This window comes from Streptomyces sp. NPDC028910, assembly GCF_055564955.1.
Genome location: NZ_JBVHVF010000004.1, coordinates 40,417 through 66,222 on the forward strand (window position 1 = coordinate 40,417; position 25,806 = coordinate 66,222).

At 72.2% G+C, this 25,806-nt stretch carries 31 protein-coding genes; 24 read left to right on the plus strand and 7 right to left on the minus strand.

The genetic code is table 11. The features are described 5' to 3' along the window. Positions 1-9: 9 nt before the first annotated feature. The 12 genes from ACZ4TV_RS07070 to ygfZ all read left to right on the plus strand — a co-directional run bounded on the left by ACZ4TV_RS07070 (position 10) and on the right by ygfZ (position 9,600). Positions 10-1,641 carry a hypothetical protein gene (locus tag ACZ4TV_RS07070; RefSeq protein ID WP_468131555.1) on the plus strand — a complete coding sequence of 544 codons (1,632 nt, stop codon included), beginning with the start codon at positions 10-12 and terminating at the stop codon, positions 1,639-1,641. 63 nt (positions 1,642-1,704) lie between these two features. Next, positions 1,705-2,421: an LmeA family phospholipid-binding protein gene (locus ACZ4TV_RS07075; protein ID WP_468131557.1), complete on the plus strand. Its 717-nt coding sequence runs from the start codon at positions 1,705-1,707 to the stop codon at positions 2,419-2,421. Between the two features lie 161 nt (positions 2,422-2,582). Next, on the plus strand, positions 2,583-2,666 hold the full coding sequence (locus ACZ4TV_RS07080; protein ID WP_350206375.1) for a putative leader peptide: 84 nt from the start codon (positions 2,583-2,585) through the stop codon (positions 2,664-2,666). A 176-nt stretch (positions 2,667-2,842) separates the two neighbouring features. Beyond that, the gene (locus ACZ4TV_RS07085; RefSeq protein ID WP_468131559.1) at positions 2,843-3,688 is read left to right on the plus strand and encodes a sulfurtransferase; all 846 of its coding nucleotides are present in this window, start codon (positions 2,843-2,845) and stop codon (positions 3,686-3,688) included. 58 nt (positions 3,689-3,746) lie between these two features. Next, the gene (locus ACZ4TV_RS07090; RefSeq protein WP_468131561.1) at positions 3,747-4,037 is read left to right on the plus strand and encodes a DUF1416 domain-containing protein; all 291 of its coding nucleotides are present in this window, start codon (positions 3,747-3,749) and stop codon (positions 4,035-4,037) included. Between the two features lie 137 nt (positions 4,038-4,174). Further along, positions 4,175-4,438: a DUF3099 domain-containing protein gene (locus ACZ4TV_RS07095; protein ID WP_468131563.1), complete on the plus strand. Its 264-nt coding sequence runs from the start codon at positions 4,175-4,177 to the stop codon at positions 4,436-4,438. A 114-nt stretch (positions 4,439-4,552) separates the two neighbouring features. Further along, on the plus strand, positions 4,553-5,347 hold the full coding sequence (locus ACZ4TV_RS07100; protein ID WP_468131565.1) for a hypothetical protein: 795 nt from the start codon (positions 4,553-4,555) through the stop codon (positions 5,345-5,347). Further along, positions 5,344-6,210 carry a hypothetical protein gene (locus ACZ4TV_RS07105; RefSeq protein WP_468131567.1) on the plus strand — a complete coding sequence of 289 codons (867 nt, stop codon included), beginning with the start codon at positions 5,344-5,346 and terminating at the stop codon, positions 6,208-6,210. The genes ACZ4TV_RS07100 and ACZ4TV_RS07105 overlap by 4 nt, the downstream gene beginning before the upstream one ends. Then, the gene (locus ACZ4TV_RS07110) at positions 6,207-7,205 is read left to right on the plus strand and encodes a hypothetical protein (protein ID WP_468131569.1); all 999 of its coding nucleotides are present in this window, start codon (positions 6,207-6,209) and stop codon (positions 7,203-7,205) included. The genes ACZ4TV_RS07105 and ACZ4TV_RS07110 overlap by 4 nt, the downstream gene beginning before the upstream one ends. A gap of 271 nt (positions 7,206-7,476) precedes the next feature. Then, positions 7,477-8,049 (plus strand): heme-binding beta-barrel domain-containing protein, encoded by a 573-nt coding sequence (locus tag ACZ4TV_RS07115; RefSeq protein ID WP_468131571.1) that lies wholly within the window; start codon positions 7,477-7,479, stop codon positions 8,047-8,049. Between the two features lie 87 nt (positions 8,050-8,136). Next, entirely contained in the window at positions 8,137-8,610 is a 474-nt protein-coding gene (locus ACZ4TV_RS07120) for a Fur family transcriptional regulator (RefSeq protein ID WP_468131573.1), read from the plus strand. A 21-nt stretch (positions 8,611-8,631) separates the two neighbouring features. Continuing rightward, positions 8,632-9,600, plus strand: coding sequence for a CAF17-like 4Fe-4S cluster assembly/insertion protein YgfZ (gene ygfZ, locus ACZ4TV_RS07125; protein WP_468131575.1), 969 nt, complete (start codon positions 8,632-8,634; stop codon positions 9,598-9,600). A 19-nt stretch (positions 9,601-9,619) separates the two neighbouring features. Here the strand turns inward: ygfZ and dtd are convergent, their stop codons facing one another. Further along, positions 9,620-10,045, minus strand: coding sequence for a D-aminoacyl-tRNA deacylase (gene dtd, locus ACZ4TV_RS07130; RefSeq protein ID WP_468131577.1), 426 nt, complete (start codon positions 10,043-10,045; stop codon positions 9,620-9,622). Positions 10,046-10,181: 136 nt separating this feature from the next. Here dtd and ACZ4TV_RS07135 point away from each other — a divergent pair, with 136 nt between their 5' ends. The 8 genes from ACZ4TV_RS07135 (at position 10,182) to ACZ4TV_RS07170 (ending at position 15,535) form a co-directional block, all read left to right on the plus strand. After that, entirely contained in the window at positions 10,182-10,757 is a 576-nt protein-coding gene (locus ACZ4TV_RS07135; RefSeq protein WP_468131579.1) for an RsiG family protein, read from the plus strand. A 46-nt stretch (positions 10,758-10,803) separates the two neighbouring features. Further along, positions 10,804-12,048, plus strand: coding sequence for a GNAT family N-acetyltransferase (locus ACZ4TV_RS07140; protein WP_468131581.1), 1,245 nt, complete (start codon positions 10,804-10,806; stop codon positions 12,046-12,048). A gap of 84 nt (positions 12,049-12,132) precedes the next feature. Beyond that, a complete protein-coding gene (locus ACZ4TV_RS07145; RefSeq protein WP_468131583.1) occupies positions 12,133-12,894 on the plus strand; it encodes a putative protein N(5)-glutamine methyltransferase in 762 nt (253 codons plus the stop codon). Positions 12,895-13,023: 129 nt separating this feature from the next. Next, positions 13,024-13,371 (plus strand): DoxX family protein, encoded by a 348-nt coding sequence (locus ACZ4TV_RS07150; RefSeq protein WP_468131585.1) that lies wholly within the window; start codon positions 13,024-13,026, stop codon positions 13,369-13,371. 40 nt (positions 13,372-13,411) lie between these two features. Next, positions 13,412-14,005, plus strand: coding sequence for a hypothetical protein (locus tag ACZ4TV_RS07155; protein WP_468131587.1), 594 nt, complete (start codon positions 13,412-13,414; stop codon positions 14,003-14,005). 77 nt (positions 14,006-14,082) lie between these two features. Continuing rightward, positions 14,083-14,466, plus strand: coding sequence for a helix-turn-helix domain-containing protein (locus ACZ4TV_RS07160; protein WP_468131589.1), 384 nt, complete (start codon positions 14,083-14,085; stop codon positions 14,464-14,466). A gap of 24 nt (positions 14,467-14,490) precedes the next feature. Next, entirely contained in the window at positions 14,491-15,051 is a 561-nt protein-coding gene (locus tag ACZ4TV_RS07165; protein WP_468131591.1) for a hypothetical protein, read from the plus strand. A 142-nt stretch (positions 15,052-15,193) separates the two neighbouring features. Then, positions 15,194-15,535 carry a DUF2516 family protein gene (locus ACZ4TV_RS07170; RefSeq protein ID WP_468131593.1) on the plus strand — a complete coding sequence of 114 codons (342 nt, stop codon included), beginning with the start codon at positions 15,194-15,196 and terminating at the stop codon, positions 15,533-15,535. A 122-nt stretch (positions 15,536-15,657) separates the two neighbouring features. Here ACZ4TV_RS07170 and ACZ4TV_RS07175 read toward each other — a convergent pair whose 3' ends face one another. From ACZ4TV_RS07175 to ACZ4TV_RS07185, 3 genes are all read right to left on the minus strand, one after another. Then, the gene (locus tag ACZ4TV_RS07175) at positions 15,658-17,061 is read right to left on the minus strand and encodes a PP2C family protein-serine/threonine phosphatase (protein WP_468131595.1); all 1,404 of its coding nucleotides are present in this window, start codon (positions 17,059-17,061) and stop codon (positions 15,658-15,660) included. Positions 17,062-17,449: 388 nt separating this feature from the next. Beyond that, a complete protein-coding gene (locus ACZ4TV_RS07180; protein ID WP_468131597.1) occupies positions 17,450-18,556 on the minus strand; it encodes a C40 family peptidase in 1,107 nt (368 codons plus the stop codon). 213 nt (positions 18,557-18,769) lie between these two features. Beyond that, entirely contained in the window at positions 18,770-19,591 is an 822-nt protein-coding gene (locus tag ACZ4TV_RS07185) for a class I SAM-dependent methyltransferase (RefSeq protein WP_468131599.1), read from the minus strand. Positions 19,592-19,825: 234 nt separating this feature from the next. Between ACZ4TV_RS07185 and mshA the strand changes: the two genes are divergently transcribed. Both mshA and ACZ4TV_RS07195 read left to right on the plus strand, forming a co-directional pair. Then, entirely contained in the window at positions 19,826-21,208 is a 1,383-nt protein-coding gene (gene mshA, locus ACZ4TV_RS07190; RefSeq protein ID WP_468131601.1) for a D-inositol-3-phosphate glycosyltransferase, read from the plus strand. Continuing rightward, positions 21,201-21,686 carry a type III secretion system chaperone family protein gene (locus tag ACZ4TV_RS07195; RefSeq protein WP_468131603.1) on the plus strand — a complete coding sequence of 162 codons (486 nt, stop codon included), beginning with the start codon at positions 21,201-21,203 and terminating at the stop codon, positions 21,684-21,686. Before mshA ends, ACZ4TV_RS07195 begins: the two co-directional genes overlap by 8 nt. Before the next feature lie 274 nt (positions 21,687-21,960). Here ACZ4TV_RS07195 and ACZ4TV_RS07200 read toward each other — a convergent pair whose 3' ends face one another. After that, positions 21,961-23,259 carry an MDR family MFS transporter gene (locus ACZ4TV_RS07200; RefSeq protein ID WP_468131605.1) on the minus strand — a complete coding sequence of 433 codons (1,299 nt, stop codon included), beginning with the start codon at positions 23,257-23,259 and terminating at the stop codon, positions 21,961-21,963. Between the two features lie 152 nt (positions 23,260-23,411). On the opposite strand from ACZ4TV_RS07200, the gene ACZ4TV_RS07205 reads away from it, so the two are divergent. Beyond that, entirely contained in the window at positions 23,412-24,173 is a 762-nt protein-coding gene (locus tag ACZ4TV_RS07205; RefSeq protein WP_468131607.1) for a phosphoglyceromutase, read from the plus strand. Positions 24,174-24,219: 46 nt separating this feature from the next. Here ACZ4TV_RS07205 and ACZ4TV_RS07210 read toward each other — a convergent pair whose 3' ends face one another. Next, positions 24,220-24,810, minus strand: a complete 591-nt coding sequence (locus tag ACZ4TV_RS07210; RefSeq protein WP_468131609.1) for a DUF2867 domain-containing protein — start codon at positions 24,808-24,810, stop codon at positions 24,220-24,222. 96 nt (positions 24,811-24,906) lie between these two features. Here ACZ4TV_RS07210 and ACZ4TV_RS07215 point away from each other — a divergent pair, with 96 nt between their 5' ends. After that, positions 24,907-25,467 (plus strand): TetR/AcrR family transcriptional regulator, encoded by a 561-nt coding sequence (locus tag ACZ4TV_RS07215; protein WP_468131611.1) that lies wholly within the window; start codon positions 24,907-24,909, stop codon positions 25,465-25,467. Between the two features lie 99 nt (positions 25,468-25,566). Here the strand turns inward: ACZ4TV_RS07215 and ACZ4TV_RS07220 are convergent, their stop codons facing one another. Next, entirely contained in the window at positions 25,567-25,716 is a 150-nt protein-coding gene (locus ACZ4TV_RS07220) for a hypothetical protein (RefSeq protein WP_167344738.1), read from the minus strand. Positions 25,717-25,806 lie beyond the last annotated feature (90 nt).

Consider the following 25,806-nt stretch of genomic DNA (forward strand, 5'->3'; position numbering starts at 1 on the left):
CGGGAGCCGATGAGTACGCCTGAGGAACAGCAGCAACAGCAACAGCAGCAACAGCAGCAGCGTGAGCAGTACGCGCAGCAGCAGGAACCGTACGGGACCCAGACCTGGCAGGCGGACACCTGGGACACCACCCACCAGCCGCTGCATCCGCCGCTGGGCGCGGTGCCGGGTCAGCCGGTGGCGCCCGAGGGCTGGTTCCGCGACGAGGCCCCGGCCTCCGCCCCGGCCGGCGGTACGGGTGCGCCCTGGCCGGACGCCACCCCCGACGCCTACGCGCCCTACTCGTCCCCCGCCCCCGCGCCCTACCCGAGCCCGGCCGAGGAGACCGCGTACCTGCCGCCGGTGCCGGGTCCCGCGCAGCAGCCGGTGGCGCCCGAGGGCTGGTTCCGCGACGAGGCACCGGCACCGGCACCGGCACCGGCTCCCGTCCAGGACTGGTCCCACGGTGTCCAGGGCCTGGACGTGCCCGCCCCGGCCGCCGAGACGGCCTACCTGCCGCCCTACCCGGGGCCCGCGCAGCAGTCGGCTCCGGCCGAGGAGACCGCGTACTTGCCGCCGTACCCCGGTCCGGCGCAGCAGGCCGTGGCTCCGGAGGGCTGGTTCCGCGACGAGGTCCAGGCTCCGGCTCCGGCCCAGGACTGGTCCCAAGGTGCCGGGACGGCCGTCTCGGTGGACGAGACGGCCTATCTCCCGCCGTACCCGTGGCCCGCGCAGCACCAGCAGCACCAGGAGCACGGGGCGGAGCCGGCCGCCGCCGAGCAGACCGCCTACCTCCCGCCCCAGGCGGCCGCACCGGCGCCCGCCGCCCCCGAAGCGCTGGAGGCCCCGGAGGCCCCGGAGGCGACGGCCTGGTCCCCGCCCACCCTCGCGGGCAACACCCTGCGCGCCGTCGACCCGGCCCAGGCCCGCGCCGAGGGCCGCTCGCCGATCATCGATCCGGGTCCGCAGTCGGCCATACTGACCGCCGCCCTCGGGCTGCTGCTCGCCGTGGCGGCCGCCCTCGGGCCGTTCGGCCTGCTCGTGCCGCTGATCGCCCTGCAGGGCCTCACCGCGGCCGGCTGGTTCCGCCTCAACGGCATGTGGCCGGCCCGCCAGGGCATCGCCCTCGCCTTCGCCGGAGCCGTCGTCGCCGACGTGGCCGTGCTCGCGGTGGACCGTCCGTACGGCCCCGGCGCGATCGTCGGCACCCTCGGCGCCTGGGTGCTGCTCACCCTGGTCCTCCAGCTGCGCAGCCACGCCGATCCCGACGAGCGGATGTACGGGCTGATGGCCTCGGTGGCCTCGGCCGCCCTCGCCATCATCTGCGCCGGCTACCTCGCGGCAGGGTCCGCCGCCGTGACGGTCGGCGCGGTCGCCGTCGCGGTCGCCGTCTTCGCCCGTGCGCTGCCGCTGCCCACCGCCCCCTCGGTCGGCGTGTCGCTGGCCGCGGCCGCCGGTGCGGGCATCGCGGTCGGCGGGCTGACCTCCGTCGGGGTGGGCGGGGCGCTGCTCGGCCTCGTCGCCGGGGCGTGCGCGCTGATCGGGCTGCGCGTGGCGGCGTACGACTACCCGTCGAAGTTCGTGCACATGACGGCCGGTGTCGCGCTGCCGCTCGCGGCCGCCGCCCCCGCCGTGTACCTGATCGGACGGGTGGTGGGCTGATCCCTGCCCGACAGCGGGCATGGTCAACTAGACCGCACGTACCGTCTAGCAGGGGGAGGGCACGTGCGTGCTCTGCGTGTCGTTGTGATCATCGGAGTGGTGCTGGGCGCCCTGTTCGCCGGCGTGGACCGCTGGGCGGTCAGTTACGCCGAGAACCGGCTGGCCGAGCGAATACAGGCCCGGCAGGGCCTGGCAGGCACCTCGGAGGTGGAGATCCGCGGGTTCCCCTTCCTGACCCAGGCGCTCAGCCACGACCTGGACCGGGTCGACCTGAAGCTGAGGGGCGTCGACGTCGCGGCCGACGGCCGCAAGACGCGGCTGTCGAAGCTCGACGCGAGCTTCCACGGGGTGAAGCTCGACAACGACTACAGCGGCGGCACCGCCCGGCGCGCCGAGGGCACCGGGCTCATCACCTACGCCGACCTGACGGCGGCCTCCCAGACCGGCGCGACCCTCTCCTACGGCGGGGCGCCGGGCAAGGTGAAGGTCACGGCGGCGGTGGACGTCTTCGGCAGGACCCTGACGCACAGCGTGGTGTCGACCGTCACCCTGGAGGACGCGCCGGACGGAAAGGGCGGCAAGGTCGTCCGAGTGCGCGCCGACGAGGTGCCGGGCGGCAGCATCGCCGGGGTCGACAAGCTGATCCGCAAGAAGACGGACTTCGACCGCAATCTCGACAGCGGCCTGCCGGCGGGGCTCCACCTCTCGGCGCTGACCTCGGACGAGGCCGGTGTGCACCTCACACTGGGCGGCTCGAACGTGGTGGTGGCCGGATCGTGAGACAGCGCGGTCCGATCCGCAGGAGGACGGGCCGTACGGCGGCTCCAGGGGGCGGCGCGGCGGCCGCCCGGGAGTCTCGTATCCCACTATCCGGACGATCCCGTCTCGGAATATGACACGCCGGTGACAGGGCGGTCGAATCGTCCCTACGATCCATGGCTATGAAGCATCAGCAGGCGGACCTCACGAAGCGACGGGCAGTAGACCTGTGTCGCGTCGCCGCCATGCTCTGTCGATCCATGTGACCTGTGAGCGCATCCGCTCCATCAGCCGGACGACGGCCCCTTACGGCCCTTCCCGCGTGACCGCACCGCCTCCTGATCCCTGACGCCTCCCCGCGCAGGACCTCGAGCGCACCCGCAGGCACGCAGCACGCTCTGCCAGCACAGCCCCGCCGCACACTGCCCCGGAGGAGAACACCATGAGCCGCAGCGACGTCCTCGTAGACGCCGACTGGGTCGAGGCCCACCTGAACGACGCGAACGTCGTCATCGTCGAGGTGGACGAGGACACGTCCGCCTACGACAAGAACCACATCACCAACGCCGTCCGGATCGACTGGAAGACCGACCTCCAGGACCCGGTCCGCCGCGACTTCGTGGACCAGGAGGGCTTCGAGAAGCTGCTCTCCGCCAAGGGCATCTCGAACGACGACACCGTCGTCCTCTACGGCGGCAACAACAACTGGTTCGCGTCCTACGCCTACTGGTACTTCAAGCTTTACGGCCACCAGGACGTGAAGCTCCTCGACGGCGGCCGCAAGAAGTGGGAGCTCGACTCCCGCGACCTGGTCGACGGCAAGGACGTCCCGAACCGTCCGGCCACCCAGTACAAGGCCAAGGCCCAGGACACCTCCATCCGCGCCTTCCGCGACGACGTCGTGGCCGCGATCGGCTCCCTGAACCTGGTCGACGTCCGTTCGCCCGACGAGTTCTCCGGCAAGCTGCTCGCCCCGGCGCACCTCCCGCAGGAGCAGTCGCAGCGCCCCGGCCACGTGCCGAGCGCCCGCAACATCCCGTGGTCGAAGAACGCCAACGACGACGGCACCTTCAAGTCGGACGACGAGCTCAAGGCCCTCTACGAGACCGAGCAGGTCGACCTGGCGAAGGACACCATCGCCTACTGCCGCATCGGTGAGCGCTCCGCGCTGACCTGGTTCGTGCTGCACGAGCTCCTGGGCCAGGAGAACGTCAAGAACTACGACGGCTCGTGGACCGAGTACGGCTCGCTCGTCGGCGTGCCGATCGAGCTCGGCGCCAACAAGTAACCAGACCCCGGGCACGCGACGCCCCGTAGTACGACCTCTCTAGGACAGGACAGAGAACATGTGTGGAGCACAGATCGGCGGGCCCGACCTCGCGACGCTCAAGCCCGGTGAGACCGCCATCCAGGGCCAGGTGACCAAGGACGGCGAGCCCATCTCCGGCTACGTCCGGCTGCTGGACGAGGGCGGCGAGTTCACCGCCGAGGTGCCGACCTCGGCGACCGGCCAGTTCCGCTTCTACGCCGCTCCCGGCTCCTGGACGCTGCGGGCGCTCGTCCCGGGTGCCAGGGCGGACCGTGCCGTCGTCGTCGCCGAGGCCGGCGGCGTGACGGACGTGGCGATCGCGGTCTGAGCACCGCCCGTGTGATCGCCTGACAGATCGGCCGAAGGGCCGCACCCCCGGGGGTTGGACGCCACTGGAACGGGGTGCGGCCCTTCGTGCCGTCCCGGCCCCTGCGCGGGCCGGGACGGCGGCTCTACCCTGAAGACATGTACGCCCGGCGCCGACGCGTCTACTTCCTCCTGATGGGCGGATGCCTCTTCCTCTTCGTCTCCGCCTGGTCCTTCGTGCGCCTGCTCTCGGTGGAGGCCGCGGTCGCGCTGTGCGTGGTCGCGATGGTCATCCCGCCGGTCGCCGCGGTGATCGCCAACCGGCGCGGCCCGGACGACCGCTGGTGGGACGACCCCTCGGGCGATCCGAAGTCGGACGAGTGGTGGGACGAACTGGACGGAAAGCGGCGCCGCGAGGACTGAGCGGGCCGCGAGATAAGAATGTAATAAGCATCCATACAACTGGTTCCCCCCGAGGTGGGTCATGGGTACGCGCGGGTAATCGATCCGCGCCTCCAGTCCTGCGGGGGGACTCCTTTGGAACACGAACAGACCATCCCTGAGCAGCGGAAAGAGGGGGAGAGTGCACCGCAGCCGGACACTCCGGACCCGCGCCGCCGCCGCCCGGGGCGCACGACCCTGCTGATCGCGGGCGCGGCCGTCCTCGGCGTCCTCGCCGGGACGATCACCGGCTACGCGGTCCAGTACCACCGCGAGCCCACCCCGCTGCCGCCGCTGGCCCAGCAGGAGATGGCCGCGCCGCAGCCGGCGGCGATGAACGACTCGACGAGCCGGCGCTCGATCAACGCCAACCGCTGGCACAAGGCGGACGAGGAGCTCGCCAAGAAGCTGCTGGAAGCTCCCGGTGGCGCGAAGGTCGACTTCTCGGATGCCGAGTCCCTGGAAGCGTTCTCCGCGATCTACTTCGTGAACGCGTCCGACGGCCTCGGCGGGCTCGTCCGCGACCGGGTCCAGAGCATCGCCTCCGCCGCGTGGTCCGAGGGCGACCGGAACTTCGTCGAGATCCACCTGCTCCGGTTCCACGACCGCAGCGGCGCCGCGGACTTCCAGGCGGGCATCGCGGACTACATGCCCCGCAAGGATTACGCGGGCAACACGGGCAAGGCCTTCCCCGGTGTCCCGGCGGACTTCGGCCACCTGTGGATCGACTCCGAGGCCCAGAAGGAGGCCGGCTACCACCCGCTGCGCGATGGCCGGGTCGTGATCCGCCGGGGCGACGTCGTGATGAGCGTCAGGTACACGAACAACCGCGGCGAGGTCGACGAGAGCGTCCTGGTCGAGCTGGCCAAGCGACAGATGGAGCGGCTGTGAGCGAGCAGCAGAACGTCACGGAAGCCGTGCCGGAGCCGGCACCGGCCCCGGACCAGGTGCCGGACGCGGCGGCGGCGGTCGGGCCCGGCCGCCGGGCGGCGAAGCGCAAGACGGTCACCCTGGTGGCGGCCGCCACGGGCGTCGTCGTCCTCGTGGGCGCCGTCGTCGGGGGCTCGGTCGCCCTCGCGCGCGCCGACCGCACCTCGCAGACGCAGTACTGGGTGGCCGCCGACCCGGCGCCGAAGGGTTCCCAGAAACCGCTGCCGTCCGTGCCTCCCAACGAGCTCACGGGCAAGCTGCTGCCGCTGCCCGCCCAGTACTGGCCCGGCCCCGACATCGAAGACGAGGGCAACGACTACTACGTTTCGGGCGAGAAGGCACTGCAGAGCTTCAAGGAGGCCCGCACGGGCCTGTCCAGCAGCGAACGCGCCGAGCGGGACAAGGCCTTCGCGGACCTGAAGCTCAAGGGCATGGCCGGGCGCAGCTACGCCCGGCGGGACGGTGATGGAGGCGCGGTCGCCGACATCCGGCTCGTCCAGGCCGACCCCCAGCAGCTCGCCAAATTCGGCGAGTTCTCCAAGAAGATGCTGGAGCTCACCGGTGCCGACGGCGAGGCGCCGAAGGTGGAGGGCCACCCGCAGGCCAAGTGCGCTGTCGACCCGCTGGGCGAGCTCGTGGCCAAGGCCAAGGACAAGGCCAAGGGCAAGGAGCAGCGGATCGCCGCCCTCGACTGCGTGGCCGTCGAGGGGGACGTGCTGGTGACGTTCCGGATGTACGGGCCCTCGAGCCTCGCGATGAAGGACGCCGCGGGGCTCTTCCAACAGCAACTCGACCACCTCAAGTCGCCCGGGGAGTCCGCGTGAGCGAGCAGAACACCACCGCCCCCGAGGCCGGGGCCACCACCCCGGAGGCCGCTGTCGAAGCAGCCTCGCAGACCGCGCCCGCTCCGGAGGCTCCGCCCGCGCCCGCAGCCGAGGCCGTGCCCGCGCCCGCAGCCGAGGCCCCGCCCGCCCCCGTGAGCCCCGAGGCAACCGAGGCGGCGGAGACCGTGCCCGCGCCGCCCGAGGACCGGCGCAAGCTGCGCGCCGCCCTGCGCTGGACCGCCGCCGTCGCCGTCTTCGCCGCCGTCGGCACGGGGGTCGCGTACGGGATCACCCTGCCGGAGCGCACCGACGTCCCCGGCCTGTCCACCGAGGGCGACGGCCGCTGGACGTTCCCGGAGCTCTCCCGGCCCGCGCTGCCCGCGGGCGCCCCCCTCGCCCAGGGCCCGGACAACAAGGACGGCACGCACTACGCGCCGCTCACCGGCCTGCTCCTGCCCGCCCCCGAGGGCTCCCGGGCCGACGACGCGGTCAAGGCGGACAAGGACGGACTGGTGCCGGCCGACGCCTTCCTGGAGGAGTACGCGCCCGACGCCCGCGAACAGCTCAAGCAGTCCCTCGAATGGGACGGGCTGCGGCAGATCGCCGGCCGGGGCTGGACGATGGCGGACGGCACGCGTACGCACGTGTACCTGCTGCGTTTCCACTCGTCCGGCTTCGTGGACGCCTTCAAGGGCTGCGACAGCAACGCGCGGCTCAACGGTGTCTCGGCCCTGGACCTGGACGACGTCTGGAGCAAGGCCAAGAACACGCAGTTGAACAGCGCCGCGCTGGACTTCCCAGGCGCCGCCCACTTCGACGGCACCGACCTCAGCGTCTACCAGGAGGTCAAGCCCGTCCTCGGCGAGGAGCAGACCAAGGTCGGGTGCCTCCGGACGGGTGACGTGCTGGGCCTGGTCATCCAGACCCGCAAGGGAGAGGTGGCCCCCGTCCCCTTCCACCAGACGGTGATCCTGCAGGCCCAGCTGCTGGGCTGACGCCGGGGGCCGACCGGTACGGCCCACCTCACACCGTGCACCGGTCCCCGGGCCAGTAGGCTTGGGGACCGGCCCCGTACAGCCCCAGAAACGAATTCCGAGGAGCACCCCGTGCTTGAGGCAGTCTTCACCTCCCTGCTGGTCCTGGTCTGCGTCGGCGTCCTGGCCTTCACCGGCCTGGCCGTCAAGAAGCTGTACCAGGGTCAGCGCTGAGCATCCGCCCAGCACACCGCCCCGGAACCCCTCCCACAGATCGCCTGAGCAGCCATTCATGATCCAGATCCCGTCCGACCTGAACCCGGGCCTCGTCCCCCTCGCCTTCCTCCTCGGCAACTGGGAGGGTGCGGGCGTCTTCGACTTCCCCGGTGAAGAGAAGTGCAACTTCGGCCAGGAGGTCGTCTTCAGCCACGACGGCCGGGACTTCCTGGAGTACACCTCCCGTACATGGGTGCTCGACGCCGAGGGCAACAAGGTGCGGCCGCTGGAGTCCGAGTCGGGTTACTGGCGCATCGACAAGGACCGCAAGGTCGAGATCGTCATGGTCCGCGACCAGGGCGTCATCGAGGTCTGGTACGGCGAGCTCGCCGACCAGAAGCCCCAGATCGACCTGGTCACCGACGCGGTCGCCCGCACCGCGGCCTCCGGCCCGTACAGCGGCGGCAAGCGGCTCTACGGCTACGTGAAGAGCGACCTCATGTGGGTCGGCGAGAAGGCCACCCCGGACGTCGAGCTGCGCCCGTACATGTCGGCCCAGCTGAAGAAGGTCGTCACCCCCGAGGAGGTCGCCGAGATGGCGCGCAACCTCCCCGACATGCCGGACGACGGCATCGCCTTCTTCCGCTGATCGGTCCCTGACCGATCCGTCCACAGGCTGTGTACGAAGGGGGCCGCGGGCTGACCGCGGGCCCCTTCGCCCGCTTACACTGGCCAGGTGGTGAGCACCGAGAGCGCCGAAGGCAGCGAAGGCACCGAAGGCACCGACTGGAAGACCGACCTGCGCCAGCGCGGCTACCGGCTGACCCCGCAGCGCCAGCTCGTGCTGGAAGCGGTCGACGCCTTGGAGCACGCCAGCCCTGACGAGATCCTCGCGCAGGTGCGCAAGACCGCCTCCGGGGTCAACATCTCCACCGTCTACCGGACGCTGGAGCTCCTGGAGGAGCTCGGGCTCGTCTCGCACGCCCACCTCGGGCACGGGGCCCCCACCTATCACCTCGCCGACCGGCACCACCACATCCACCTGGTCTGCCGCGACTGCGCCGACGTCATCGAGGCGGACGTGGACATCGCCGCCGAGTTCACGGCGAAGCTCCGCACCACCTTCGGTTTCGAGACCGACATGAAGCACTTCGCGATCTTCGGGCTCTGCGGCAAGTGCGCGGCCGAACACCGTGCCGGCCAGGCCTGACCGGGTCGTACGCTTGGTCCCATGACCAGCAGCCCCTTGCTCCATCTCCCCGGCGCCGTGCAGGCCGAAGGCCGTGACGAGGGCGTCGCCGCCCACTACGGCGAGCTGTACGGCGAACAGCGCGCCCTCGCGGACGGGCGCGGCTTCGTCGACCTCTCGCACCGCGGAGTCGTCACCGTCAGCGGCCCGGAGCGGCTGAGCTGGCTGCACCTGCTGCTCACCCAGCACCTCACCGAGCTGCCGGCCGGGCAGGCCACCGAGGCGCTGATCCTCTCCGCCCACGGTCACATCGAGCACGCGCTCTACCTCGTCGACGACGGCGAGACCACGTGGGCGCACGTGGAGCCCGGCACCCAGGGGGAGCTGATCGCCTACCTGGAGTCCATGAAGTTCTTCTACCGCGTCGAAGTCGCCGACCGCACCGAGGAGTTCGCGGTCGTGCACCTGCCGGCCGGCTCCATCGCCGAGGTCGCCAAGGAGTACGTCGTACGGGAGACCGCGCACGGCCGTGACGTCTTCCTGCCCCGCGCCGAGCTGGAGTCCTTCGCCGCCACGCACGGCCCGGCCGCGGGCCTCCTCGCCTACGAGGCCCTGCGCGTCGAGTCGCACCGGCCGCGGCTCGGCCTGGAGACCGACCACCGGACCATCCCGCACGAGCTGGGCTGGATCGGCACCGCCGTGCACCTCCAGAAGGGCTGCTACCGCGGGCAGGAGACGGTGGCCCGCGTCCACAACCTGGGCAAGCCCCCGCGCCGCCTGGTCTTCCTGCACCTCGACGGCTCGGAGGTGGTGCTCCCGGCGCACGGCGCCCCGGTGCGGCTCGCCGCCGACGGGGAGGAGGGCCGCCAGCTGGGCTTCGTGACCACCGCCGTCCGCCACCACGAGCTGGGCCCGATCGCGCTCGCGCTGGTCAAGCGGAACGTGCCCGTCGACGCGCCGCTGCTGGCCGGGAAGACGGCCGCCGCGCAGGAGGTCGTCGTAGCGCCCTGACGGCGCCCTGACCCGCCGGTCAGATGTCGATGACGATGGTGAACGGGCCGTGGTTGGTCAGCGAGACCCGCATGTCCGCGCCGAACCGGCCCGTTGCCACCGTCGCGCCCAGCGCGCGCAGCTGTGCCACGACCTCGTCGACCAGCGGCTCGGCCACCGGGCCGGGCGCCGCCGCGTTCCACGTGGGCCGCCGGCCCTTGCGGGCGTCGCCGTAGAGCGTGAACTGGGAGATCACCAGCAGCGGTGCGCCGTTGTCGCTGCAGGACTTCTCGCCCTCCAGGATCCGGACGGACCACAGCTTGCGCGCCAGCAGCGCGGCCTTCTCCGGGGTGTCGTCGTGGGTCACCCCCACCAACACGCACAGCCCCTCGCCGATGATCTCGCCCACGGTCTCGCCGCCCACGACGACACTCGCGCCGTCCACCCTCTGCACCACTGCTCGCATACCACCTGTGTACCAGGCTTGCACCCGTCCGGGGCCGATCGGGTGGAGTGGGACTGCGTGGGGGCCACGGAGAGTGGCACGATGCACGCAGGCGGTGCGGGTGCGCCGCACCGGTCGAGGGGACGGACTCGTTCGTATGAATACTTCTGGTACCTCCGTACCTGCATCACCCGCTTCCATCGCAGCTGCCGCGGTACGACCGCCCGCGCAGCGCACGGCCGAGACCCAGGGGCCGCTGACCCCGGTCACCGCGCTCGGGCTGCCGGAACTGCGCGCCCTGCGCCGCGACGCGCAGCGGGACGAGGCCGATCTGAGCTATGTGCGCAGACTGCTCCAGGGCCGCATCGACATCCTGCGCGCCGAGCTCGCCCGGCGGACCGATCCCGAGGCACCGGTGGTGGACCGGCTTTCGGTGATCCTCGCCGACGCCCCTTCCAGCCGCAGCGCCTCCGCCCGGCACGTCACACTCGGTACCCCGCACAGCGAGGAGTACCGGCTGCTGGCGGCGGAGATGCTGGCCGACGTGGAGCTCTCGGACCTGGGCGCGCGCACGGACGCCGAGCTGCACGCCGGAATGGGCCGACTGGTGCGGTACGAGCAGCAGGTCTCGCGGCGCCGCCAGCAGCTCCAGCGCACGGTGGACGACTGCACCGCGGAGATCACCCGGCGGTACCGGGAGGGCGAGGCGCAGGTGGACGACCTGCTGGCGTAGGTAATTCGGGCGACTGGGCGCCGGTCGGCGGTTAGCGTGACCGGTCATGAGTGCTGACGTCCGGCCGATCGCCGAATCCGAGCTCCACGACTGGCTGCGAACCGTGAACACCGGGTTCCTGAACACCGCCGGAGTGACGGACTCCGACGTCGCCCAGCAGGCCAAGTACGCAGACCTCGCCCGCATCCAGGGCGCCTTCGACACCGATACCGGCCGCTGTGTGGCGGCCTTCCGCTCCTTCCCGCAGGAGCTGACCGTGCCCGGCGGGGCGGCCGTCCGGTCCACCGCCGTCTCCAACGTCGGCGTGCTGCCGACCCACCGTCGCCAGGGTCTGCTGACCCGGATGATGACCGCGGAGTTCGCCGCGGCCCGGGCGCGCGGCGACGTCCTGTCGACGCTGATCGCCGCCGAGTACCCGATCTACGGGCGCTACGGCTTCGGGCCCGCCGCCTCCGTCGCGGAATGGGAGATCGACGTACCGCGCACCGGACTGGACCGGCGGCTGTCGGTGCCCGCGGACGGCGGGCGGATCGACCTGGTGGACGTGACCGAGTTCCGGCGGGTGGGACCGGAGCTGCACGAGCGGCTGCGGGCGCTCACGCCCGGCGCCGTGAACCGGGACGAGCGCTGGTGGAACCTGGCGACCGGCCTGGAGCAGTGGTCGCACCGCCCGTACCAGGAGAAGTTCCACGCCGTGTACCGGACGGCGGCGGGGGAGGTGGCCGGGCTGGCCGTCTACACCGCCGACAACCACTGGACGGACGCGAAGGTCCCGCAGAACACCGTGCAGGTCAAGGACCTGCTGGCGGTCACCCCGCAGGCGGAGCGGGCACTGTGGCACTTCCTGTGCTCCATCGACTGGGTACTGAAGGTCCGCACCGGCTTCCGGGCCCCCGACGACCTCGTCCCGCAGCTGCTGCCCGACCCGCGCTCGGCCCGGATCGTCACCTCCGCGGACTTCCTGTGGGTGCGGCTGCTGGACGTCGTACGGGCCTTGCGCGCGCGGACGTACGAGGTGCCCGGGGTGCTCGTACTGGAGGTCACGGACCCGATGGGGCCGGCGGCCGGCCGCTACCGGCTGGACGCGGGCGCCGGCACGTGCGAGCGGACGCAGGACGCGGCGGACCTGCGGCTGGACGTGTCCGCGCTCGGTTCCTTGTACCTCGGCGACGAGTCCGTGGTGCGGCTGGCCGCGCTGGGGCGGGTCGTGCAGGAGCGGCCGGGGGCGGTCGCGCTGGCGGACGCGGTGTTCCGTACCGCGCGCCGTCCGTGGTGCCCGGACATCTTCTGATCCGTACCGTCTCGGACGGCTGATCACTGTCACTGATCACTGATCACTTGCCTACTGCTCACTGAGGACTTGAGGACTGAGGATTTGACGTCACTTGTGGAATCCCTGCGCGCGGCCGGCTGCGTCTTCGCGGAGGAGGAGGCGGAACTGCTGAGCGGGGCCGCCAGGGACGGCGCTCACCTGACGGAGCTGCTGGCCCGCCGGGTGGGGGGCGAACCGCTGGAACACGTGGTGGGCTGGGCGGAGTTCTGCGGCCTGCGCATGGAGGTGGGCGCGGGCGCCTTCGTACCGCGCCGGCGCACCGAGTTCCTGGTGCAGGAGGCGGTGGCGCTGGCCCGGCCCGGCGCCGTGGTGCTGGACCTGTGCTGCGGGGTCGGCGCCCTGGGCGCGGCGGTGGCGGCGCAGTTCCCGGGCGGTGTGGAACTGCACGTGGCGGACATCGACCCGGCGGCGCTGGTGTACGCGCGGCGCAACGTGGCCCCGTACGGCGGCCGGGTGTGGGAGGGCGACCTGTACTCCGCGCTCCCGTCGTCGCTGCGTGGCCGGGTGGACGTGCTGGTGGTCAACGCCCCGTACGTGCCGACGGAGGAGATCGGTCTCATGCCGTCGGAGGCGCGGGACCACGAGCCGCTGGTCTCGCTGGACGGCGGGGCCGACGGCCTGGACATCCACCGCCGGGTCGCGGCGGGCGCCCTGCCCTGGCTGGCCCCGGGGGGCCACCTGCTGATCGAGACGAGCGCCCGCCAGTCCCCGTCGACGGCCTCGGCCCTGACCGCGGCGGGCCTCGCGGTCCGCGCGGTCACCTCGGAGGAGCTGTACGCGACGGTGATCATCGGCACGACCTGACCCGGCCGCCTACATATTGGATGGCGCCGGTCTGTCACACACGTGCGGTGCGGCGGGTCAGAGGAGTGAAGCAGGCGGGAATCCCGACCGGAGCGAGTCCGCACCGGCACCGTCTGGAAGGAGCGTCAGATGTCCACCACCGCCGTTGTTTTCACCCTGGTCGGCGCGTTCATGGTCGGTTTCTCGGCCGCGTCGGTCTTCTTCAAGGCCGCGTGGGTCGTCGAGCCGTTGCTCGCGTACGGGGTTCCGCGTGCGTGGTGGACCTGGCTGGGGATCGCCAAGGCGGCCGGGGCGGCGGGCTTGGTGGCCGGTCTGTTCGTGCCGGCCATCGGCGTCGCCGCCGCGATCGGGATCGCCCTGTACTTCACCGGGGCCGTGATCACGGTGCTGCGGGCGAAGTCCTACGCACACGTCGCGTTCCCCGTCATCTACGCGGCCCCCGCGGTCGTAGCCCTGGCGCTCGGCTTCAGCGGCTGAGCGCTGGAGGATGGTGCCTGGGCAGCCCCAAGGAGACGAGTTGATCACCGAGTACCAGCAGAAGCTGCGCGAGCGCTATATCGCAGCCTCCGTCATGCAGGCCCCGGAGCCGTGGCAGCCGGTGCTGGACCACAGGACACCCATCGGGGGTCTGCTCGGCATCGGCTTCGCCGTCCATCCCGACAGCGGGCACGACCTCGTCATGGTCGTGTCCAGCGACGGCCACGGACTCTTCGACGCGGTCACGGGCGAGAAGATCGCCCGCGACCGGGATCCTGACCTCGACACCAGCACCCCCGACGCGTCGCCGGACCTCACCTGTCCCGGGCTCGGCCCGATCGAGGGCACGCCGGTGCGTATCGCCGGGCTCTTCGGCGGCGGCCTGCACAGCACCACGCCGGACGGCTGGACCCTGGACGTCGTCAGCCCCGAGTGGCCGCACGACCGCGTCATCCTCTCCGCCGACGGCGGGGTGCACAGAGGACCGGCGGGAGGGACGTGGTGGCACATCTTCCACTCCGAGTACTCAGAACTCCGCGCGGCCGGCTTCTCTCCCTCCGGCCTCACCCTGGCGGTCGCCACCAGCAGCGACCTCACCCTCTGGACCCGACCTGAGCTCCCCTTCGACGACTGAGCGGTCGGCGCCGACGGGGTGGGAGATGTTGCAAGCGCCTGCTTGCAAAAGTTAGCAGCGTCGGGCAGGATTGGGGCATGGCATCGCTCAACGTCGGAAACCTCGGCGAGTACCTCCGTGAGCAGCGTCGGCAGGCCCAGCTTTCGCTGCGGCAGCTGGCCGAGGCTGCGGGGGTGTCGAATCCGTACCTGAGCCAGATCGAGCGCGGGCTGCGCAAGCCGAGCGCGGACATCCTGCAGCAGCTGGCCAAGGCGCTGCGGATCTCCGCGGAGACGCTGTACGTGCAGGCCGGGATCCTGGACGAGCGGGATCGGGACGAGGTGGAGACGCGAGGCGTCATCCTCGCCGACCCGACCATCAACGAGCGGCAGAAGCAGGTGCTGCTCCAGATCTACGAGTCGTTCCGCAAGGAGAACGCGCTCGACACGCCCGCAGACGAGATGCCGTCGCAGACGAACTGAAGTTGATCCGGGAGGACCAGCAGCATGGCCATCGCCGATGACCTGAAGAAGACCCTCACCGACCCGACCCCGCTCTACTTCGCCGCCGGCACCGCAGACCTCGCCGTGCAGCAGGCCAAGAAGGTGCCCGAGCTGATCGAGCAGCTGCGCGCGGAGGCCCCCGCACGCATCGAGGCCGTGAAGAACACGGACCCGAAGGCCGTGCAGGAGGCGGTCGCCGCCAAGGTCGCCGAGGTGTTCGGCGCGATCGACGCGAAGAAGCTCGGGGAGAGCGCGCAGGACCTGGCGCTGCGCGGTGTGGGCGTGGCCGCGGAGTACGCGGTGCGCGCCAAGGAGACGTACGACAGGGTCGCCGAACACGGCGAGCAGGCCGTACGGGCCTGGCGGGGCGAGGTCTCCGAGGAGATCGTCGACATCGCCGTGGCCGTCGAGCCCAAGGCGGAGGCCGAGGCCGGGCCGGCGTCGGAGCCGGCGTCCGAGCCGGTGGCAGGGGCCGCCGCCGAGGAGAAGGCCGCCGCGAGGAAGCCCGTCGCGCGCAAGAGCACGGCCAAGAAGACCCCCGTCACGGCGGACGACGCGAGCTGAGGAGCCACCGCATGAGCGACGGCGGACCGGGCACCCTTCAGGTGCCCGGTCCGTTGGAGTTCATGAAGGCGCCCGTGCCGGTAGCGTGGAGCCGGGTGGCATCGAAGGTGCGAAACGGAAGCGTGAGAAGGCGGTCGAAGCGATGTTGATGGACGGGTTCGATCGAGGGGTGATCCCGCTGCTCGGGCTCGCCATGCTGGTGCTCGCCGTCGTGGCCTTCGTGTTCGCGCTGCTGGCGCGGGAGGACGCGTACCGGGCGGCCGACAAGCAGACCAAGACCTTCTGGCTGGTCATCCTGGGCATCACCGTCCTCGTGGACTTCTTCCTGGGGATGCTGTTCCTGCAGATCGCCGGCCTGGTCGCGACCATCGTGTTCTTCGTCGACGTACGGCCGGCGCTCAAGCAGGTCTCGGGCGGTGGCGGCGGCGGCCGGCGCGGCAGCAGCAGTGACGGGCCGTACGGGCCCTACAACGGCGGGCGGTAGCGGCCCCACTCCGGCCTCACTCCGGTCCCTCTCCGGCCGGGGTCCTGGCCTCTGTCCTGGCATGGCCCCCGCCCTTCGGGCTGCCCTGCCCCAGCCTGTCGGCCTGCCGGCGGGCCCGGCCCTCAGCCCTCGGCGCGGGAGAGCAGGACCACGGCCACGTCGTCGGTGAGCTCGCCGCCGTTGAGGCGGCGGGCCTCGGTGACGGAGGCCTCCAGCAGGCCCTCGCCGCGCAGACCGTGGTCCAGGTGGCGGTTGATCATCTCGACCATGCCGTCCTGGCCGAGGCGTTCCCTGCCCTCGCCGATCCTGCCCTCGATCAGGCCGTCGGTGTAGAGCATCAGGCTCCAGCTGCCGCCGAGCTCGACCTGGCGTCGCGGCCAGCGGGCCCGGGGCAGCAGTCCGAGTGCCGGGCCGCTGTTCTCGTACGGCAGGAGCTGCGCGCGGCGGCCCGGCCTGGAGATCAGCGGGGCCGGATGGCCGGCCAGGCACAGGCCGGCGCGGCGCCCGTCCGGGGCGATGTCGACCGTGCACAGCGTCGCGAAGATCTCCTCGCAGGGGCGCTCCACCTCCAGGACCTCCTGGAGGGTGGCCAGCAGGTCGTCGCCGCACAGGCCGGCCAGGGTCAGGGCGCGCCAGGCGATGCGGAGCTCGACGCCGAGGGCGGCTTCGTCGGGGCCGTGGCCGCAGACGTCGCCGATCATGGCGTGGACGGTGCCGTCGGGGGTGCGGACGGTGTCGTAGAAGTCACCGCCGAGGAGGGCCCGGCTGCGGCCGGGGCGGTAGCGGGCGGCGAAGCGGAGGTCGGAGCCCTCCAGGAGGGGCGTCGGGAGCAGACCGCGTTCCAGGCGGGCGTTCTCCTGGGCGCGCAGTTTCGATTCTGCAAGCTTGTACTGGGCGATGTCGGCCCGTTTTCTCTCCACGGCGTAGCGGATGGCGCGGCTCAGCAGCCGGCCGTCCAGCTCGTCCCGGAAGAGGAAGTCCTGGGCGCCCACCCGGACGGCCTCGGCGGCGCGCTCGGCGTCGTCCTCGCCGGTGAGGACGAGGACGGCGTGGCCGGGGGCGAGGCGCAGTACCTGGCGCAGGGCGGTCAGCTGGTCCGCGGTGGTGGTCGGGGTGGTGGCCGCCGCGGCGGTCGCGGCTCCCGGCGTACGGGCGCTGGCGTCCGGGAGGGACAGGTCCAGCAGGATGCAGTGCACGTCGGGCGTGAGCAGCCGCTCGGCCTCGGTGAGGTTGCGGGCGGTGCGGAGCCGGATGCGGTGGCCGTCGGCGTCGAGGATCTCGGGGACGGTGAGGCCGCCGGCCGGATCGTCCTCGATGACCAGGAGGGTCAGGGGGCTCGTGTGCGGGGTCGCCTGCGGGGTCGCCTGCGGCGTCGCTTGCGAGGTGGTCGCTGGTGAGGTGGTGGCGGCTTGCGGGGTCGCTCGCGCGACGCCGACGGCGGCTGCGGCCGGGGCGGCGGTGTGCAGAACGGCCTGACCGCTCTCCGTGGCCGGGGTGTCCCTCTGCCGCGGTACGGGTACGGGCATCGTCTCCGGTTCCTTCCCTCCCCCCGAGGGTGCGCTCCGGCAGACCCTAGCGGTCCCGGCCCGGCAAGCGGAATGCCGTTCTTGGCCAGGGCCTCCGTCATATGCCGTTATCGCGGGGGAAAATCGGCCTCACTGGATGACAAAGGTCACGGCGGGGCCGCGTTCCGTCCCGCGAAGCGAGACGTGCCGGGCGGCGGTTCGGTTGCCTGCGGCGCTTTCCCCCACCCCGCCCTTTCGCCGTTTCCCGGGGCTCCGCCCCGGACCCCGCGCCTCAAACGCCGGCGAGGCTGGATCTTCAGGGCACGGGCGCGGAGCGCACGGATGGGGTCCGGGGCGGAGCCCCGGCAGCGGGCCCGCACCGGAGGCACGGCGAGCAACCCCGCAGGGGCTACGCGTCGGGCCGGACCACCGCCTTGATCGGCATCGAGCCCGCGCCCGCCATGGTGACGTTCCGGCCGGGGCGCGGCGCGTGGACCATCGCGCCGTCGCCCACGTACATCCCGACGTGGCTCGCGTCGTCGAAGTAGATGATCAGGTCGCCGGGGCGCATGTCCTTCAGCGCGACCTTCGGCAGCAGCCGCAGCTGCTCCTGCGAGGTGCGCGGGATGCCCCGGCCCGCCGCCAGCCAGGCCTGGGAGGTCAGCCCGGAGCAGTCGAACGAGCCCGGGCCCTCGGCGCCCCACACGTACGGCTTGCCGATCTGGGCGGTGGCGTACTGCACGGCCCGCTTCCCGGCGTCCGTCGCCTTGCCGTTGACGTCCTTCATCGCGCCCGTCGACAGCCACGCCTTCTGCGCCTGGTACTGGGCTTCCTGCTCCAGCTGGATCAGCCGGGCCTTCTCCTCGGCCTCCAGCTTGCTCTCCAGCTCCTCCGCCGCCTTGATCTTCTCCTCGACCTGCTTCTTGGAGTCCTCCTGCTTGATCCGGTTGGCCTCCAGCGTCTGCCAGCGGGTGGCGGCCTCCTGCGCGTACCGCTGCAAGTCGCTCTGGGTCTTGCCCAGTTCGGAGAGCAGGTCCGAGGCGGCCTTCTCGCCCTGGCGCAACCGGTCCGCCCCGTCCAGGAACTGGCTCGGGCTGTCGCTCAGCGCCAGCCGGGCGCCCGGCGGCAGGCCGCCCGAGCGGTACTGGGCGCGGGCGGCGGCGCCCGCGCGGCTCTTCAGGGTGGTGATCCGCTCCTGGCCGGCGACGACCAGCTTGGCGATCTCGACGATCTTGTCCGACTGGGCCTTGGCCTCGGCCTCGGCCTGGTTGTAGGCGTCCGTGGCGGTGCCCGCCTGCCGGTAGAGCTCCTCGATCTCCTTGCGGACCTGCTCCAGGGACTTGCCCCCGGGCTCGGGCAGCGGAGCGGCGGGTGCGGCCGGAGCAGCGGGTGCGGCCGGTGCCGCCGGAGCCGCATACGCCGTGCCCGTCGTCGCGAGACCCGGCGCCGTCAGTATCGCCATCGCGCAGAGCAGTACGAGTGAGCTCGCGCCTCGCCGTCGCCTTACGGCCCCCATGGTCCCCCCAGGCACCCGAGCCAGACCCTGTCTCAGATCTGACTATTCATCAGTAACTTCGCACTGCCACCCGGGATGGTGCCACGAGTCGATGAATTCCGACACCCTTGTGGACAGCTGTCGGATCTTGATCCGCCCCAACGGACGCCCGCACCCCGCCCCTGACGGCGGAACGGGTCACCCGGACCGCCGGTTCCCGACGCCTCGAACGCGTCACCCCAGCGGGCGCAACGCCTCCCAGGGCAGCGTCAGTTCCCCCTGCCGCCACCGCCCCGGCCCGTCCGCCAGCGGCCAGTCCGCGCAGAGGGCCCGCGCCGTCCGGATCCAGCGCTGCCGCGCCCCGTACGAGGCGTACGGAGCCGCCGCGGCCCACGCCCGGTCGAAGTCGCGCAGGAAGGCGTGCACCGGCTCGCCCGGCACGTTCCGGTGGATCAGCGCCTTCGGCAGCCGCTCCGCCAGGTCCGAGGGGCGCTCCAGGGAGCCCAGCCGGGTCGCGAACGTCACCGTGCGCGCCCCCTCCGGGCCCAGCGCCACCCACACGTGCCGCCGCCCGATCTCGTCGCAGGTCCCCTCCACCAGCAGCCCGTCCGGGGCCAGCCGCGCGCACAGCCGCGCCCAGACCTCCGTGACCTGCTCCTCGTCGTACTGGCGCAGGACGTTCGCCGCGCGGATCAGCGTCGGGCGGGCCCCGCCCTCCAGCGGCACCTCGAAGCCGCCGTGCCGGAAGCTCAGCCCGTCCTGCTCGTACGGCTTCGCCCCCGCCACCCGCGCCGGTTCGATCTCGATGCCGACCACCCGTACCAGCGGCGCAGCGTCCCGCAGCCGCGCCAGCAGCTCGACCGCCGTCCAGGGCGCGGCCCCGTAGCCGAGGTCCACCGCGACCGGCGCCTGCGAGCGGCGCAGCGCGGCCCCGTGCGCGGCCGCGATCCAGCGGTCCATCCGGCGCAACCGGTTCGGGTTCGTCGTCCCGCGCGTCACCGAGCCCACAGGGCGGCCGGGGGCGCGGCTGGGGGACGGGGTGGTGCGGGAGGGCATGTGCCGAGGGTAAGCGGAAGGCCCGCGCAGCATGAAAAACCGGCGGCGGCCCGACAAAGACAAGGAAACCTCCAGGAAAACCGGAGACCCCGGAATGCGGGGCACGGCCATCCGGGTTGCACTCCTTGCAGGGCGCCTTCCGCGCCCCCGCCGTCATGCCGTCCGGTCGTGGCGTTTCCGTCATGGCGTCCGAGCGTCGTGCGCGCGCCGTCCGAGCCGAGAGGAACTGCTCCTTTGAGCCAGTACGTGTCCCGCCTCGGCGGCAGTCTCAGCGGTCGCCTCGCCGCCGCCCGCGCCGCGCGCCACGAACCGCCGAGGCTGCGCCTGCCGGCCGTCGGCCACCACCGCAAGCCGCGCCGCGTCGCCATGCTCAGCGTGCACACCTCGCCGCTGCACCAGCCCGGCACCGGCGACGCCGGCGGGATGAACGTCTACATCGTGGAACTGGCCAAGCGGCTCGCCGCGATCAACATCGAGGTCGAGATCTTCACCCGGGCCACCACCGGCGGCCTGCCGCCCGTGGTCGAGCTGGCCCCCGGGGTCCTCGTACGGCACGTGGACGCGGGCCCGTACGAAGGCCTCGCCAAGGAGGAGCTCCCGGCCCAGCTGTGCGCCTTCACCCACGGCGTGATGCAGGCCTGGGCCGGCCACCGCCCCGGCTACTACGACCTCGTCCACTCCCACTACTGGCTCTCCGGCCACGTGGGCTGGCTCGCCGCCGAACGCTGGGGCGTGCCGCTCGTGCACGCCATGCACACCATGGCCAAGGTCAAGAACGCGGCGCTGGCCGAGGGCGACACGCCCGAGCCCGCCGCCCGCGTCATCGGCGAGACCCAGATCGTGGCCGCCGCCGACCGGCTCATCGCGAACACCGCCGAAGAGGCCGACGAGCTCGTCCGGCACTACGAGGCCGACCCCGCCAAGGTGGCCGTGGTCCACCCCGGCGTGAACCTCGACCGCTTCACGGTCGGCGACGGCCGGGCCGCCGCCCGCGCCCGCCTCGGCCTGCCGCAGGACGCGGTCATCCCGCTCTTCGCCGGCCGGATCCAGCCCCTGAAGGCCCCCGACATCCTGCTGCGCGCCGTCGCCGTCCTGGTCGACCAGGACCCCTCGCTGCGCGGGCGCCTCTTCGTCCCCGTCGTCGGCGGCCCCAGCGGCAGCGGCCTCGCCAAGCCGGAGGGCCTGCAGAAGCTCGCCGCGAAGCTCGGCGTCGCCGACCTCGTGCACTTCCACCCGCCGGTCGCGCAGGACGGGCTCGCGGACTGGTTCCGGGCGGCGTCCGTGCTGGTCATGCCCTCGTACAGCGAGTCCTTCGGGCTCGTCGCGATAGAGGCCCAGGCCGCCGGTACGCCGGTGCTCGCCGCCGAGGTCGGCGGGCTGCCCGTCGCCGTCAACGACGGGGCCACGGGGATCCTCGTACCCGGCCACGACCCGGTGGACTACGCGCGGGAGCTGCGGCGCTTCGTGGACGATCCCGGGCTGGCGGAACGGATGGGCGCCGAGGCGGCGCGGCACGCGCAGTTCTTCGGCTGGGACACCGCGGCGAGCGGCACGGCCGACGTCTACACGGCGGCCATGCACGATCATCGCCGTCGCGTACGCTCCCACCATGGCTGACACCGCGGAGATCATCGAGAGCGCGCTGCGCGGCGCCGAGCTGAGCTGGGAGAGCCCCGAGCCGGGGTCCTACGTCGTCCAGCTCCCGGGCACCCGCAAGCTGAGCACCACCTGCTCGCTGCGGGTCGGCCGGCATTCGCTGTCGGTCAACGCCTTCGTGATCCGGCACCCCGACGAGAACGAGGCGGGCGTCCACCGCTGGCTGCTGGAGCGCAACCTCAAGCTGTACGGCATGGCGTACGCGGTCGACCGCCTCGGCGACATCTACCTGACGGCCAGGCTCCCGCTGGCGGTCGTCACCCCGGAGGAACTGGACCGGCTGCTCGGCACGGTCCTGGAGGCGGCGGACGGCTCCTTCAACACCCTGCTGGAACTGGGCTTCGCGAGCTCGATCCGCCGCGAGTACGAGTGGCGCGTCTCCCGCGGCGAGCCGACCTTCAACCTCGACGCGTTCAAACACCTGACGCGCCCGTCGTAACGACCTTCCCCGGGCTCTGCCCGGACCCGGTCCGCTCTTTCAGTCCCGCCGGCGTTTGAGGCGCGGGTTCGGGCCGGGGTTGCTGCTGCGCGGGCCTCTCCCCGCCCCGCCCTTCCTCCGTTCCCCGGGCTCTGCCCGGACCCGGTCCTCAAACGCCGGACGGGCTGAAAGATCCAGCCGCGCCGCGCATATTCAGCCCCGCCGGCGTTTGAGGCGCGGGGTCTGGGGCGGAGCCCCAGGAGCGGCGCCGCACCGGCGGCCCGGCGGAGCCCGATCACGCCTCGGCGGCAGCCGGAACGGGACCGGCAGCCGCCGCGGCAGCGGCCACACCCGCCTCACCCTCGGGGAGCCTCCGCATCAGGAGCCAGTACCCGGCCGCCGCCACCGTCCCCAGCAGAGCCGTGGCCCCCCACAGCCAGTCCGCCCCGTACCGGTCGATCACGAAGCCCGCCATCAGCGGCGCCACCAGCGAGGCCACCGCCCAGGACATCGTGTAGACGCCCTGGTAGCGCCCCCGCCCGTGCACCGGGGAAAGCCGCACGACCAGGCTCATCTGGGTCGGCGAGTTCACGATCTCGGCCAGCGTCCACACGCACACCGTCAGCGCGTACGCCCACAGCGGCCCGGCGAAGGCAGTCAGCGCGAACCCGTATCCCGCCAGCAGCGCCGAGACGACCAGCAGTTTCTGCGGGTCGCGGCGCTCGATGAACGCGGTGACCGGGATCTGCAGCAGCACGATCAGCAGCCCGTTCACGGCGATGACCAGCCCGTAGTCCCCGGGCGAGAACCCGGCGGCGCCCATCGCGACCGGCAGGCCGACCGACCCCTGCGTGAAGATCAGCGAGATCAGGAACGACAGCCCCACGACGCCCATGAACCGCCCGTCGCGCAGCACGGTCCCGAGACCGATCGCCGCCTCCGCCTCCGCACCCGCGGCCTTGCCCCCCGCGCCCGCGCCCCCGGCACCCGGCGCGCCCTCGGGCCGGGACTCGGGCAGCTTGACGAACACCAGCACCGCGCACGTCAGCGTCAGCGCCGCCTCGCCCAGGAAACCGGCGAGGTAGCTGTACTCCGCGATCAGCCCGGCCGCGGCCGCGCTGATGCCGAAGCCCAGGTTGATCGCCCAGTAGTTGAGCGCGAAGGCCCGTACGCGGTCCTCCGGGCGGACGATGTCCGCCATCATCGCCGCGACCGCCGGCCGGGACGCGTTCGAGGTCATGCCCACCAGCAGGGCCACCGCCGCGATCGCCGCCGGATGCTCCATGAAGCCGAGCAGCGCCACGGAGACGGCCGTCGAGGCCTGCGCCGCCAGCAGGGTGGGCCGCCGCCCCAGCCGGTCGGTCATCACGCCGGCGACGAGCGAGGAGACGACACCGCCGAGCCCGTGGAGGGCCACCACGAGCCCCGCGAAGGAGGCCGAGTAGCCCCGCTCCAGGGTCAGGTACAAGGTCATGAACGTGGCGACGAAGGCCCCGAGCCGGTTGATCAGCGTGCTCGTCCAGAGCCACCAGAACGCCCGGGGCAGGCCCGACACGTTCTCCCGGGCGGCCCGTCTGAGACTGGCAGCGGACATACGGAATCCCCCCGGCGATGTAAGCGTCATTCTAGCTTCGTGCACATTACGAGCGGCGGGGCTCGCGGCGCCACCGAATTGACGCGCACCGCCGATCGGCGGGACCCCGGACCGCGCGCGAGCGCCCCCGCACGTCCATTAGGCTCGTACGCATGGCCGACGCACCGTACAAGCTGATCCTCCTCCGCCACGGCGAGAGCGAATGGAACGCGAAGAACCTGTTCACCGGCTGGGTGGACGTCAACCTCACCGAGAAGGGCGAGAAGGAGGCGGTCCGCGGCGGTGAGCTGCTGAAGGACGCCGGCCTGCTCCCCGATGTCCTGCACACCTCCCTCCAGAAGCGCGCCATCCGCACCGCCCAGCTCGCGCTGGAGGCCGCGGACCGCCACTGGATCCCGGTGCACCGCTCCTGGCGCCTGAACGAGCGCCACTACGGCGCGCTGCAGGGCAAGGACAAGGCGCAGACCCTCGCCGAGTTCGGCGAGGAGCAGTTCATGCTGTGGCGCCGCTCGTACGACACCCCGCCGCCGGTCCTCGAGGACGGTACGGAGTTCTCGCAGTCCACGGACCCGCGCTACGCGTCGATCCCGAACGAGCTGCGTCCGCGCACCGAGTGCCTCAAGGACGTCGTCGAGCGCATGCTGCCGTACTGGTACGACGGCATCGTCCCGGACCTGCTGGCCGGCCGCACGGTCCTGGTCGCCGCGCACGGCAACTCCCTGCGCGGGCTGGTCAAGCACCTCGACGGCATCTCGGACGCCGACATCACGGGCCTGAACATCCCGACCGGCATCCCGCTCGTCTACGAGCTGGACGCCGACTTCAAGCCCCTGAAGCCGGGCGGCACCTACCTCGACCCGGAGGCGGCCGCGGCCGCCATCGAGGCCGTCAAGAACCAGGGCAAGAAGAAGTAGGAAAAGCGATCACGCCCCTGACCGCCCGCACGCACGGTGCAGGTGGTCAGGGGCTGTGGTCGGCGTTCCGCCGCCACTCGCGGCCGATCGAGCGGAGCAGTGCCGGGTACACGCCCAGGTACCGGAAGGGCTTGATGGCCAGCATGTAGAGGGCGCCGAACAGGCCGTTGGGCTTCACCAGGACGGCCATCTGGCCGCGGTAGCCGCCCGCTCCGTCCGGGACCCAGCTGATGTGCATCACCCCGTGCACGGTCCGGTTGGCCGTCTCCGCCGCCCACTCGTCGTGCGTCTGGTAGACGGACGTGAACGGAACCGAGTCGAGGTCCGGCCCGCGGGGGCCCTCGCGCAGGTCCTCCGGCAGGCGGTCCCGGAGCGTCGGCACCCGGCCGCCGAGGCCGCCGGAGGGCTTGTCCCAGCCGAGCAGTGCCCCGAGCTTCCAGCGGAGCGCGAAGAGCACGCGCCCCACCAGGGAGGGGACGGGGTCCCCCTCGCCGTTCGCGAACTGGCGCACGAGCCGGTCGAGGTCGTCGGCGCCGCCCGGTGTGGGGAGGGCCCACACGTCCTCGACCTGGAAGTCGCCGGCGATCTCGTGGATCCGCCAGGGACGGGAGGTGTGCGCGGTCACGGGGAGTCTCATCAGCAAGCCCCTATCTATACGATGCCGTATAGATCGAGGCTAGCACTGATCTATACGGCACCGTATAGATGGGGTTCGCGTGAGGAGGGACACACCATGGGCGCCACCCGCACGCCGCGCGGCAAGTGGATCGAGGAGGGGCTGCGGGCCCTCGCCGCCGGTGGCCCCGAGGCCGTCCGGATCGAGTCGCTGGCGCAGGCGCTCGGCGTCAGCAAGGGCGGCTTCTACGGGTACTTCGGCAACCGCGGCGCGCTGCTCGGCGAGATGCTCGACACCTGGGAGCGCGAGGTCAGCGAGGCGGTGATCGAGCAGATCGAGAGCGGCGGGGGAGACGCGAGGGCCAAGCTGGAGCGGCTGTTCACGCTCGTCGCCTCGTACGACGCGGGGCCGGTGGTCGGTGTCGCGGCCGACCTCGCGATCCGCGACTGGGCGCGGCGCGACGAGGCCGTCGCGCAGCGGCTGCGGCGCACCGACAACCGGCGCATGGAGTACCTGCGCTCCCTGTTCGGTTCCTTCTGCCCCGACGAGGAGGACGTCGAGGTCCGCTGCCTCATCACCTTCTCCCTGCGGATCGGCTCCCACTTCATCGCCGCCGACCACGGCGGCCACAGCCGCGCGGAGGTCATGGAGCTGACCAGGAAATGGCTCCTCAGGTAACCGGCATCGGGCGCATGCGCCCCCCACACCAAAGGGCCCCGGCCGAGGGAACTCGGACAGGGCCCTTTCAGCGTGCGTGGCGCCGGCGGCGGGTGGTGGTCACCCGCCGCACTGGCAGGGGGCACCGGACTGGCAGCCGCAGCCGCAGCCGGAGCCGCAGCCGCAGGCCGCGAGCAGCGGGAGCCGCAGCGGCTCCGGCCTCGGCGGCTGCTCCTGCTCCGGCGTGATGGGGACGGGGGAATCGGGCATGGTTCCTCCTCGCAGGCGGCATGAGGCGGCATACGGGGCTTCGTACGACGGACCGCCGCCCTCGCCCTCATTCATGCCCACCGGCACCGG